Origin of the sequence: Mesorhizobium sp. M8A.F.Ca.ET.202.01.1.1, from assembly GCF_004791595.1 — a bacterium.
In the GTDB taxonomy this organism is placed as follows: domain Bacteria; phylum Pseudomonadota; class Alphaproteobacteria; order Rhizobiales; family Rhizobiaceae; genus Mesorhizobium.
In genome coordinates this window covers 20,290-31,487 of sequence record NZ_SRUN01000028.1, presented here as the reverse complement: position 1 = coordinate 31,487, position 11,198 = coordinate 20,290, and the positions used below count along the sequence as shown (strand labels likewise).

General features: G+C 63.3%; 11 protein-coding genes. 1 reads left to right on the top strand and 10 read right to left on the bottom strand.

Going from position 1 to position 11,198, the window contains the following annotated elements:
- Positions 1-330 precede the first annotated feature (330 nt).
- The 7 genes from EN845_RS32690 to EN845_RS36435 all read right to left on the bottom strand — a co-directional run bounded on the left by EN845_RS32690 (position 331) and on the right by EN845_RS36435 (position 7,612).
- Positions 331-1,500, bottom strand: a complete 1,170-nt coding sequence (locus EN845_RS32690; protein WP_127873543.1) for a PLP-dependent aspartate aminotransferase family protein — start codon at positions 1,498-1,500, stop codon at positions 331-333.
- Positions 1,497-2,936 carry a pyridoxal-phosphate dependent enzyme gene (locus EN845_RS32685; protein ID WP_127278359.1) on the bottom strand — a complete coding sequence of 480 codons (1,440 nt, stop codon included), beginning with the start codon at positions 2,934-2,936 and terminating at the stop codon, positions 1,497-1,499. The genes EN845_RS32690 and EN845_RS32685 overlap by 4 nt, the downstream gene beginning before the upstream one ends.
- A gap of 1,225 nt (positions 2,937-4,161) precedes the next feature.
- The gene (locus tag EN845_RS32670) at positions 4,162-5,505 is read right to left on the bottom strand and encodes an FAD/NAD(P)-binding protein (RefSeq protein WP_127873544.1); all 1,344 of its coding nucleotides are present in this window, start codon (positions 5,503-5,505) and stop codon (positions 4,162-4,164) included.
- 31 nt (positions 5,506-5,536) lie between these two features.
- The gene (locus EN845_RS32665) at positions 5,537-5,998 is read right to left on the bottom strand and encodes an Rrf2 family transcriptional regulator (RefSeq protein WP_127278361.1); all 462 of its coding nucleotides are present in this window, start codon (positions 5,996-5,998) and stop codon (positions 5,537-5,539) included.
- A 147-nt stretch (positions 5,999-6,145) separates the two neighbouring features.
- Positions 6,146-6,277: a hypothetical protein gene (locus tag EN845_RS36700; protein WP_272483033.1), complete on the bottom strand. Its 132-nt coding sequence runs from the start codon at positions 6,275-6,277 to the stop codon at positions 6,146-6,148.
- Positions 6,278-6,661: 384 nt separating this feature from the next.
- On the bottom strand, positions 6,662-7,057 hold the full coding sequence (locus EN845_RS32660) for an SRPBCC domain-containing protein (protein WP_167531558.1): 396 nt from the start codon (positions 7,055-7,057) through the stop codon (positions 6,662-6,664).
- Between the two features lie 156 nt (positions 7,058-7,213).
- Positions 7,214-7,612: a hypothetical protein gene (locus tag EN845_RS36435; RefSeq protein WP_245511871.1), complete on the bottom strand. Its 399-nt coding sequence runs from the start codon at positions 7,610-7,612 to the stop codon at positions 7,214-7,216.
- Positions 7,613-8,096: 484 nt separating this feature from the next.
- Between EN845_RS36435 and EN845_RS32650 the strand changes: the two genes are divergently transcribed.
- Positions 8,097-8,741 (top strand): LysE family transporter, encoded by a 645-nt coding sequence (locus tag EN845_RS32650; protein WP_167531557.1) that lies wholly within the window; start codon positions 8,097-8,099, stop codon positions 8,739-8,741.
- Positions 8,742-8,813: 72 nt separating this feature from the next.
- Here the strand turns inward: EN845_RS32650 and EN845_RS32645 are convergent, their stop codons facing one another.
- The 3 genes from EN845_RS32645 to EN845_RS36425 form a co-directional block, all read right to left on the bottom strand.
- Positions 8,814-9,443 carry a hypothetical protein gene (locus EN845_RS32645; protein ID WP_127873546.1) on the bottom strand — a complete coding sequence of 210 codons (630 nt, stop codon included), beginning with the start codon at positions 9,441-9,443 and terminating at the stop codon, positions 8,814-8,816.
- 94 nt (positions 9,444-9,537) lie between these two features.
- Positions 9,538-10,245: a YadA-like family protein gene (locus EN845_RS36430; RefSeq protein ID WP_245511870.1), complete on the bottom strand. Its 708-nt coding sequence runs from the start codon at positions 10,243-10,245 to the stop codon at positions 9,538-9,540.
- A gap of 4 nt (positions 10,246-10,249) precedes the next feature.
- The gene (locus EN845_RS36425) at positions 10,250-10,726 is read right to left on the bottom strand and encodes a hypothetical protein (RefSeq protein ID WP_245511869.1); all 477 of its coding nucleotides are present in this window, start codon (positions 10,724-10,726) and stop codon (positions 10,250-10,252) included.
- Positions 10,727-11,198 lie beyond the last annotated feature (472 nt).

Below are 11,198 nucleotides of genomic sequence, written 5' to 3'. Positions count from 1 at the left end.
AACAAACCGTAGCCGCTCGTCCATGATCCCAGTTTCTCGCCAAACCATCGCCGGTCCTCCCGGCGGACAAGAAAACTGTCACCCATGCTATCGGTCCATTCTGTTACCTATCTATCCGGTTCGGACACCGGGCATTTCTCCCCGTATAGAGACGGGGAGAAAGAAGCAGCCGTGACCTCGGTGCCAAATCCTGCAACGTCGCCGATTGGCGAAACCGCCGAGGAAAGCGCCCTCTCCCCGTCACTATACGGGGAGAGGATGCCGGCAGGCAGGTGAGGGGCGGCGCCGACACCCGACAGGTATCGGCATAAGCCGCCCAGAGCGCTCGTGTCAGCCCCCCAGCGCCTGATCCAGATCGGCGATCAGATCATCGCCATCCTCTATCCCAGCCGACAACCGTACCAGCGAATCCGATATGCCGATCTCATCCCGCTTCTCGGCGGGAATGGAGCCATGCGTCATCAGCGCCGGGTGTTCGATCAGGCTCTCCACGCCGCCGAGGCTTTCGGCAAGCGTGAACAGCTGCGTGCGTTCAAGGAAGCGTTTGGTGCCGGCGAGGTCGCGGTCGAGCACGGCCGTGATCATGCCGCCGAAGGCATGCATCTGCTGGACGGCGATCGCGTGCTGGGGATGGCTGGCGAGGCCGGGATAGATGACGCGGCGCACATCTTTTCGTGCTTCCAGCCATTGCGCGATCTTCAGGCCGTTGGCGGAATGGCGCTCCATCCTGAGCGCCAGGGTTTTCAAGCCGCGCAGCGCCAGGAAACTGTCGAACGGGCCCGAAATGGCGCCGATGGCGTTCTGCAGGAATTTCAGCCGGTCGGCGAGATCCTTGTTGTCGCCGACGACAGCCACGCCGCCGACCATGTCGGAATGGCCGTTGAGATATTTGGTCGTCGAGTGGACGACGATGTCGATGCCGAGTTCCAGCGGCCGCTGGATATAGGGGCTGCAGAAGGTGTTGTCGGCGACCGACAGGATCCCCTTGCGCCTCGCCAGTGCCGCGACGCCCTCGAGGTCGACGATGCGCAGCAGCGGATTGGTCGGCGTCTCGACCCACAGCATTTTTGTCTCCGGCCGGATCGCGGCTTCAACCGCGGCCAGATTGGTGAAATCGACGAAAGAGACCTGTAGGTTGGCCGAGCGCTTGCGCACCCGCTCCATCAGCCGGAACGAGCCGCCATAGATGTCGTCGGTGGCGACGATATGCGCGCCGGAATCGAGCAGTTCCAGCACCGTGGCGATCGACGCCAGGCCGGAAGCGAACGCGAAGGCGGCCGAGCCGCTTTCCAGGTCAGCCACCGCGCGCTCGAAGGCGAAGCGCGTCGGGTTCTGGCTGCGGGCATATTCGAAACCCTTGTGCACGCCGGGCGACTGCTGGCCATAGGTCGAGGTGGCGTAGATCGGCACCATCACCGCGCCGGTCAGCGGGTCGTGGCTCTGGCCGCCATGGATGGTGCGCGTCGAAAACGCCAGGCGGTTCTTTCCGGATGTGGTCATCGTGCGCGCCTCAGATGGTTGATCAGGTCGATGCGGGTAATCAGGCCGACGAATTCGTCGCCGTCGAAGATGATGGCGACCTCGTTGCGGTCGAACACCGGCAGCAGCGCGTCCAGCGTCTGGCTGGCCTGCAGCGTGTGCAGGTTGGAGGTCATCGCCGTGCGCACCGGGCCGTTGAAGCGCTCCCAGCGCCCGTCATAGGGACCGTCGACATGGGCCAGGATGTCGCTTTCGTCGACGATGCCGACCAGCTTGCCATTGTCGAGCACCGGCAGCTGCGAGACATCGGAGCGGCGCATGCGGCCATAGGCGTTGAGCAGGCTTTCGTCCGGGCCGACGAACACCGTGTCGCCGGTGCGGTGGGTGCGCATGACGAGGTCACGCAGATCGCCATGCTGTTCGTGCTCGGCCAGCCCCTGCTCGGCCAGCCAGAAATCGTCGAACACTTTGGACAGATATTTGTTGCCGCTGTCGCAGACGAAGGTGACGACGCGCTTGGGCACCGTCTGTTCGCGGCAATAGCGCAGGGCCGCCGACAGCAGCGTGCCGGAGGAAGAGCCGGCCAGTATGCCTTCCCGCGACAGCAGATCGCGCACCGCCAGCATGCTCTGCTTGTCCGTGATGGAATAGGCTTTCTTGACCAGCGACAAATCGGCATTGGGCGGCACGAAATCCTCGCCGATGCCTTCGACCGTCCAGCTCCCCGCCTCTTCCATCTTGCCGGTCTTGATCAGCGGCGCCAGCACCGAGCCGACCGGATCGGCCAGCACCATCTCCGTCTTCGGCGACACGCCAGCGAAGAAGCGGCCAAGCCCGGTCAGCGTGCCGCCCGAGCCGACGCCGACCACCACCGCGTCGACATCACTGTTGAGCTGCCAGAAAATTTCCGGGCCGGTGGTCGTCTCATGCGCCAGCGGGTTGGCCGGGTTGGCGAACTGGTTGGCGTAGAAGGCGCCGGGCAGTTCGGCGGCGATCTTCTCCGCCATGTCCTGGTAGTATTCGGCATGACCCTTGCCGACATCGGAGCGCGTCATGCGCACCTCGGCGCCGAGCGCGCGCAGGTGCTGGATTTTTTCACGCGACATCTTGTCGGGAACCACCAGGATGATGCGATAGCCCTTGGGGATGCCGACCTGGGCGAGGCCAAGGCCGGTATTGCCGGCGGTCGCCTCGACGATGGTGCCGCCCGGCTTCAGCCTGCCATCCTTCTCGGCCGCCGCGATCATCGACAGCGCGATGCGGTCCTTGATCGAGCCACCTGGGTTCTGGCTTTCGAGCTTGATGAACAGCCGGCATTTTCCAGTATCGAACTTGGTCAGCTCGACGATCGGCGTTTGCCCGATCAGATCGAGCACCGACGCATAGGGCGGGCGCAGGCGGGATGTCACGCCGTCCGAGGCGGCACTGTCGGCCGTGGCTTTTCTGTGCTCGCTCATGTCGGAGCCTCCATGGATCAACCTAGCGTCTTTTCCAGCCGATCGCAGTTGGAAAGAAGATAGATCGTGCCAATCCGGTGGCCAGACGGGGAATGAAATTCCAGCCGCCCGTCAGGGCGAGGCGATACGCTGCCGGACCGGGACGCCGGCGGGACAGCGCCCCCCTCTGCCCTGCCGGGCATCTCCCCCTCAAGGGGGGAGATCAACAGCTTCGCGGGCCGCACCATTTTACAAAGTCGACGATTGGCGAAGACGATGCCACAGCCAATCTCCCACTTGAGGGGGATGGCCGGCAGGCCAGAGGCGGGCGCCGTAGGGCGCCGACCTCGGCCCCAAGCTGCGGCACCGTCTCATCCGTCCAACGAACCATCTCGTTCGTTAAAGCCGCCGATTTCATCATGCTAGCCGAACGTGCACATGGCGATGTGCGGTGCGCGCCGGCAACCTGATCACCGCCCAGCAGAACTTTTCCGGCGCCGAGACCGCGCGCGCCGTGTGTGAGGCATTGGGCGGCTGAACGCTATCCCTCCGGCTGACTGCGGGAGGGACTTCAGTCTCAGTTGAGCTATAGCTAATATACATATAGCTTGGTCATGCGGGGGACGATCCCAAATCGAAGCCTAACCCGCAATGGCCGGTGCGACCTGCTTTCAACCCAAGCATCCCCGCACCGGCCATTCTTTTCCCCCTTGGCAGCCTAGGCCAGCGTCAAATCGCAACCCGGGTGCAAGGATGAGAAGGGCCTTCCAGGCATCCTTTCGATCCGGACAACGGAAGGCATTTTTGGATGGCTCTCGACCTCACGACCGCTGACGCCATCGCAAACGCCGTCAGGGAAATTCGGTCGAAATTGGCCGTTGGGGGCTAAAAAGGAAGGCCCGGCTCGAAACCGGGTGTCCGAGGAAATCAGCAACGCCGAAAGCGCTGGTATCACGCCCCCTTTGCAACGGGTCTGCGTCAAGTCACGTATATCTCAGTTGACTAAAGTACGGAACGTCCAATGGACAAGTACGGAACGTTTGAAGGCCCCTCAGACCAAGGCCTACCAGCACGCAAGACTTTAGTCCTGCCGTCTTATAGTTAAGAACGGAAGTTGTTCGGCTGACATAGGGCCGCCCCGAATAAATACCAGACTGCACCCAGCCGACTATGGTGCGATCACGGAAGCCGCTTTCGGGTGAGCCGAAGACGGGTCGCCAAAAATACGATCGCCGCCGGAATTGCTCTATCCCAGCAACCGCTTGCTCAGCCTGGCGCACTGGACGCGGATATCGGGAATGGCGTCGATCTCGAAGAAGGTGCCGCGCGTCAGCGGCCCGACGGCGAGGATTTTTCGCGAGACGGTGCCGTCGACGGCGATGATCTCGCAATCGGCCGAGACGTCGAGGCCGATGCGCAGCGGATCGGGCCGCGCCAGACCGCGGTCGACCAGCGACCGCACCACGCTGTTCGACGAGGTCGAGATGTCGCGCACGATGCCGGAGCAATCATAGATGCGGGCGGCGTCGAATGTTTCGAGGCGCTGGGTGTGGCGCGATTGGACCTCCACCGCGAAGCCGTCGCCCGGCGTGACGCCGACGACGCGCCCGGCGACCGGCCGGATGCGTCCCGACTGCACCGCCTCCGTCACCCTGGCGTAGACCTCGGGTGCCATGCGGTGGCGATGGATGTCCCACCAGGCCTTGGTGTGTTCGACAAAGCGGCGCTTGGCCGAGGCGGGCCAGTTCTGCCAGATCTTCTGGTTGAAGGGGCGCAGGCCGTCGACGACGTCGCGCCAGTCGACGCCTCCCTTCTGGTTCTCGCGGATGAGGTCGCGGAACCAGCCGACGAAATAGGAAAGCTGGGTGCCGAGCGGGATGTCGGCGACGTCGAGCTTGATCGGATTGCCCTTGCGGTGCGGCGAGGGCAGCAGGCCGCGCCGCGACACCGCGATGATGTCGCCGCGATGGCCGCGCTGCTCCAGGGAAAGGAAGGCGTCGACCATGCTCAAGCCCGTCCCCAGCACCACGATCCGGCTGTCGGGATCGAGCGCGGTGTCGGCCTCCGATCCCATCCGGATCGCATGGCCCTGCGCGGGCTGTTCGTCATGGCCGGTGGCGAGCACGGCAAGATGGGCGACCACGCTGGTGCCGTTGGCGAGTGCCACCTCGACCCCGGACGCGGTGGGCGAGATCGACAGGCTCTCCTCGCGGATCAGGCGCAGCCGTCCGGTCTCGCGCTCGCGCGTTTCCAGATCGTCGAGCAATTCCTTGAGATAGCGGGCATAGAGGCTGCGCGGCGCGTAGACCGGCGCCTGCTCCGGTGTCGCCAGCCCGCGCTCCAGCAGCCAGCGCCAGAAATTGCCGGGATCGTCGGCATAGGCACTCATGCCGGCCGCGCCGACATTGAGCACATGCGCCGACAGCAGTGTCGAATAGGCAATGCCCTGGCCGAAATGCGGGCGCTTTTCGATCAGCGTCACGCGCAGGTCCGGATTGGGCGATTTGAGCAGATGCGCGGCCAGCACAACACCGCTGGCGCCGCCGCCGACGATGATGATGGAATTGATCGAGTTGGTTCGCCCGGTCATGCGCGAGCGAGCCCCGTACGAAGCGCCGGCTTCAGGCCAGGACCTTCACCGGCAGGTCGTCCCGCGCGACCGGGAGGTCGTCGGCAATGTCGCGCATCTCGGCGAGGCTGCGCTGGTCGAGCACCTCGGCGATCGCCTGCCGGACTTCCAGCATCAGATGTCGGACTTGGCATGTCGCCTCGTTGCAGTCTTCACAGCGCTGATATTGTGTTCGGCTGGCGCAGGGGATCGGGGCCAGTGGACCGTCCAGCACGCGCACGACGTGGCCGACCTTGATTTCGTCGGCGGGTCGCGCCAGGCGGTAGCCGCCATCCTTGCCCTTGCGGCTCTGGACGAAGCCGGCATTGCGCAGCTCGCCCAGTATGGCGTCGAGAAACTTCTTCGGGATGTTGTTGCCGGTCGCGATATCGCCAACGAAAGCGAGTTGCCCGGCCGGCATCCGCGCGAGATGGACGAGCGCCTTGAGGCCGTACTTGCCTTTTTTGGTGAGCATGAAGCGAACGTTTCTCTATCATGAGACGGCGCGCAGCCATCCGTTGCGAAACGCCCGGCGTGCCTCCCCGCCGCGCCGAACCATCCATGACACATAAATTCTAGTGACATGATATACAAGCCAATTGCGGTTGATCTTGCTTGAATTTCAAACCGTTGCGGCGATTTTAGGCCCGCCTTGTGACGCCAGCGACACAGAAACGGGATTCAGACGCGCACCGGCCGGCCGCCGGGATTCGGTGACGCCGGCAATCGCGATACGCTCGACATGGCCCGTCATCGTCGCCTCCAATTCTCTATATCGATAAGATTACTATACTTATGCCCGCTGGCGCGAAATGGTTTGTCAATTCCATCCCCATTCGAGGTACGGAATTGCGCCAAGCCAGCTAATTCGGGAATCCTGCTCTCACAGGGGCGATGCCACGGCCCTCGACGCCCATCATGTTGCACGGCGGTCACGCGCCGCTATGCCTCGACCCTTTATGCGATCGCTCTATGTCGTTTTAGCCACAAAGACGAGGGCTGGCTGTGCTGTCGGCGGCATGCGTAACCTCAATGTCGGCCTAACAGCCATGCCGAAAACGGACGCCTGCTTTCGGCTCCGCCCCGGAAAGTTGACTTGCTAATAGCCCAAGAAATGGCGGTGGCTGTTCTTGGCCACTCACTTTCGGTTCAACAGCTCGGCGAGATTTGCGAGCATCCGGTTCCAAAGGTTCTGCGCGTCTTCAGGCCCGTCTCCGGCGGCCAGGAAATCAAGGCGTGACTGCGTACCCTCGGACGCAATCAGGATCTCGATGAACGCCGTCCCCTCGAAGTGCTGGGGAACTACCAAGCTGAATGCTAAGCGGGCAGGGCGGTCGACCACCGAGTATATGCCGTCATGCGTAATGACGCTGTCCCCGTCGTGCTCGATGATCGAGTATGTCCCGCCCGGTTGCGGATTGGTCACTGCCCTCAGGATGTTAGTCGGCGATTTGAAAAGCCATTGCTCCATCGCAGGTGGGTCAACCCATGCGTCGAAGACAACCTGCGGGTTAGCGTTGATCAGAAGCGACACTCTAGCCCTAATGTCAAAGTTCATATCGTGCCTTCAAGATTTTGCGTGGGTGAGGTCTGTCCCTTTCCATGTCGTTCACGGCTCAAATCACACATTCACGCAGCGCCTCGCTCAATGCCGCTGGCCAGTTCGCCGCAAGCAGCGCCGCCGATCGCCTCAACCGAACTTCTCATCCGAGGTTTTGAGTTCTTGAAGACAGACGACATCATAGCGCGTGGCCTTGAGCCACGGCTCCTCGAGCGGATATTGTTTGACCCTGATGTCGCCACCCCAGAGGTCGACCAGGTCCTGGCCATGGGCGGGAACCTCGCCGAGCCTCACCGAATCGATGCCTGTCGCGACGCCGAGCGTAACTTCGCCGCCCGGAAGCGGATACACCCGAGAACCGCGTAGCAGAACTCCAGCTCCCAATCGAATGTTGTCGACGACCGATGGCCATCGGCCAGGATCGAGGGCGCAATCGTAGATGGTGCCGATGAGTTCTGAAATGCGCTCCGCCGGATAGGATCGGGCAGTCATGCTGACCAACATGGGCTGGCGGCCCCGATCGGACATGGCGTGCTGCTGCGCCGATATCGCTTCAACGGGATCAATCCTCGTTCGACTTCGCGACCAAGTCAGTAGAAAAAAATAGAAGCTGGGTGTCAAGCCTAATCCAAATGGTGGACGCCGCGACGACCATTTCGTGATTGGGTGCGCCGGCTTAAGGTTGGACTGAATTCAAAAGCATGTGACGCGCATCAGGAGAATTCTAGATTTTCTCCACCGCCAGTGAATGCGCCGGCACATCGGTCAGGTCTTCAACTCACGGGACAGAACGCCGTCTCTATAGCGCGAGACGGAACATTACATTTCGCTAATACTTGGAGAGATTCAAGACGACTGGCTTGTCAGCCCCGCCAACGGCCGTCCTACCGGAAGAATGTCGAAGCAGCTCACGAAAACGGGTGACCGTGGCCGGCCACGGCTGGCATCTGGCCCAGGCTGTTGCCTGGCCGGGCTCCCCCGACGACGTGCGGTCAAAGGAAGATCTGTCAGCATGTCGGGCACGCCGGAACTTCTCCTCAACATGATGCGGGGCGCCTTGCTGGGGTTCGCGGTCGCCGCGCCCATCGGTCCCACCGGGCTCTTATGCGTGCAGCGCACGATCGCCGGCGGCATCGTACCCGGTCTGGCGACCGGCTATGGCGCGGCGACCACACATTCGGTCTATGCCTCTATTGCCGCCGCCGGGCTCGGGGCGGTGGCGCACATGCTGATGGGATGGCACGTATGGCTGCAGCTCTGCGCCGGCATGTTCTTGCTCTACATGGCGGCAACGGCGGCGCGGCTGACACCGTCGCTGGACACGTCCCTGCAGCGCCGTATGCCGTCGGGCCGGGCCTATCTGACGGGGCTGATCTGGACGTTGGGCAACCCGATGACACTGCTTGGTTTCCTCACGCTCACGCCCGGGATCCTGGGGGCGGGCTTGCCGTCCTGGCAAACCCTGGCGCTTGTATCGGCCGGCGTGCTGATCGGTTCGGCAAGCTGGTGGACAACGCTGACGCTGGCCACCAACCATCTGCGAAAGCGGCTGAGCGCGCGCGGCCTGCGCTACGTCAATCTCGGCTTCAGTTCGGGTCTGTTCGTCTTCGCGCTGTCCTTGCTGGCAAGCGCCCTGCGCGTGGGATTGCTGCCATAGGGCAATTCCACGGAAAGTGTGAGCGCTTTCCCTTGGGAACCGCCCTGGCGCCGGCGCGATGCGCGACGGATGTCAGGGTTTCATCGGCTTCTTCGGCTGCACCTCCATCGAAGGCGCGTCCGGCGGTGGGCCGGCCTCGTCTGGTTTCGGCTGTCCCGCGGCGGGCGTATCGGGCGCCTGCGGTGCTCCCGAGGTGAGGTTGACCGACACGCCATAGATGTTCCACTGCCGGTTCACCGGCTCGAACAGGAGCTCGAAATTGACCTGCATCGGGACCGAAGGGAAAAAGCCCGCCATGTGCAACATGCCGTTCGGCTCGATCTGCGGCAGCAGGGTCAGTTGCGGTTCCAGCACCGCGACCGCGCCGAAATTCAGAGCCTGCTTGCGCTGGTTGGCAAAGATGTCGCCGAGTTGGGCGGCGCTGTTGGCCTGGAAATTCGGTGAACCGAGATCGCGCAGCACCGTGTAGTTGCCGGTCTTGTTGGCCTGGTCGAGCGCCAGAAGCGTGCCGCGGATCAGGATCAGCACGCCGTTGCGATCGATCCCGGCGGCATGGGCCACACGGACCTTGTCGCCCTTCTCGGTCTTTTTCGTCTGCGCCCACGCAACGCCCGGGGATGCCGCCATCAAGCTGGCCGCCAGCAAGGCTGCCAGGGCGGCCCGGGTCACCGGCCCTGTCGCCGAACAGTGGAGGCGCTTCATGTGGACTCCGCGGTCGCAATCGAGCCGGCGGCGGGCGATACTGGCGACCGCGTCTGTGGGAACGCGGCCGCCAGCGGCCCCCTCGCACTCGTGATCAGTTCAGCGTCCACGAAGCCCCGAGGCTGACGCCGACATCGCCGCGATTGGTGGTCGCCGACAAGGCGGCGTTGAGCCGGAAATCCAGACTGGGATTGTAGCCGAGACCGAGCGCCAGGCCCGACTGGCCCTTGAAGTTGCCGAAGCCGCCGGCCAGCGACAATTTTCCCGGCCTGTCGTCATAGCGCAGCCCCGCCGTGGCCAGAGCCAGCGCGGTGCCGGCACGGGCTTCCGTGCGGTTTTCGCTGATCTGGTCATCCAGGCCCTGGAGGCCGGCCTCGAGAGCGCCGACGCGGCCGTCGAGTTGGGTGATGTTGCTGGTGTTGGTGGTCACCCTGGTGTCGAGATCCGCGATCTCGTTGGTGTTGTTGGTGATACGCGTCTCATGATTGGCGAGTTCTTGGGTGTTAGTGCTGATCTGTGAGGTGTTGTTGGCGATGCGCGTTTCGTGGTCGGCGAGCTCGGTGGTGTTGGCGGTGATCTGCGTCGTGTGGCTGCTCACCGTGCTGTTCAGATCGGCGATGGCGATGCCGTTCTGGGCGACCTGTGCAGGCAAATTCGTAAGCGTGGCCACATCGAATGTCGACGCCGCCAGATTGCCGCCGGCGTCTGTCGTCACCAGATAGGTCGGGCCGGCCTGCGCGGCCGTGCTCGCCTGCGAAGTGATCCCGGCCAGCGTGTAGGTGTTGCTGCCCGTGCCAAGCATGACCTCATTTTTCGCGCGTCGCCGTAACGCCCGCTCCGATCGCCATGGAGTTGTCTTGGAGGGCGGTCGCACCCGCGCCCAGCGCGGTGGAGTTCAAAGCGCGCGCTTTAGCCGAAGCGCCAATGGCGGTGGCATTTGACCCGCCCGCCCCTCGGGCCCCGGCCTGAGCCCCGGCGCCGATGGCTGTCGTGTTCGAATTCTCATAGTTGATAGTGGGGCTGCCATAGGGGTCATAGTAACCGCCCGCGTTAGCGAGGTAGCCGAGCGCCACGCTGTTGTCCGCAATGGCGCCCGCGCTATCGCCCATAGCTGTCGAGAAATCGCCATTGCTGTTGGCGAAATATCCGCATGCGGTGGAGCGGGTCGAGCCTCCGGCATAGGCTGCTCCACCGTCCACACCATTGAAATCCGAGCAGATGACTCCCGCGCGTGCTGCGCCCGGCGTGAAGGCGACAAAGCCGGTGGCCGCGATCGCCACCATCACTGCCGTCCCGAGGGCGGGCACTTGGGAGGATGCCAGTCCACCGAAAACCGCCGTCGCGGCCGACATTAGTCCATTGCCTTTTCGCCCTTGGCACTTTGTCGCGACTGTTTCGCTTATTGTCTCGGCAGCGGCGTCTTCCAATACGCTCACGCATCCAATCGTTTCTGCAATCACGCCCAAAGCCCTCGCTTCATTGCCAGACAATCGACCAAGTCGTTCTGCCGGCGGCTGGCGGTCCCGCGCGATGGTCAGGCCGGTCGGAGAGGCTCCGTCCATGGCTGGGCTGACAATCAAGCAGTTGCGCACTTGGCGGCTGTGCTGCCGTCCCCGAACAGCACTCGCCTTGCAAACACCGACGCCCTCGAATTCCGCGCAGGACCGCAGCACCCGACGGGGGGCAACCGAACACAAAGAGAATGCCGCGTCTTCCACCATTCGGTGGATAGCGACGGCCGGAGTTCGATGGTAG

Excerpts from the sequence above, each read along its gene's own strand:
- EN845_RS32690 (WP_127873543.1), bottom strand. The coding sequence starts at position 1,500 with ATGACCACATCCGGAAAGAACCGCCTGGCGTTTTCGACGCGCACCATC.
- EN845_RS32685 (WP_127278359.1), bottom strand. The coding sequence starts at position 2,936 with ATGAGCGAGCACAGAAAAGCCACGGCCGACAGTGCCGCCTCGGACGGC.
- EN845_RS32670 (WP_127873544.1), bottom strand. The coding sequence starts at position 5,505 with ATGACCGGGCGAACCAACTCGATCAATTCCATCATCATCGTCGGCGGC.
- EN845_RS32665 (WP_127278361.1), bottom strand. The coding sequence starts at position 5,998 with ATGCTCACCAAAAAAGGCAAGTACGGCCTCAAGGCGCTCGTCCATCTC.
- EN845_RS36700 (WP_272483033.1), bottom strand. The coding sequence starts at position 6,277 with ATGACGGGCCATGTCGAGCGTATCGCGATTGCCGGCGTCACCGAATCC.
- EN845_RS36435 (WP_245511871.1), bottom strand. The coding sequence starts at position 7,612 with ATGTCCGATCGGGGCCGCCAGCCCATGTTGGTCAGCATGACTGCCCGA.
- EN845_RS32650 (WP_167531557.1), top strand. The coding sequence starts at position 8,097 with ATGTCGGGCACGCCGGAACTTCTCCTCAACATGATGCGGGGCGCCTTG.
- EN845_RS32645 (WP_127873546.1), bottom strand. The coding sequence starts at position 9,443 with ATGAAGCGCCTCCACTGTTCGGCGACAGGGCCGGTGACCCGGGCCGCC.
- EN845_RS36430 (WP_245511870.1), bottom strand. The coding sequence starts at position 10,245 with ATGCTTGGCACGGGCAGCAACACCTACACGCTGGCCGGGATCACTTCG.
- EN845_RS36425 (WP_245511869.1), bottom strand. The coding sequence starts at position 10,726 with ATGGTGGCGATCGCGGCCACCGGCTTTGTCGCCTTCACGCCGGGCGCA.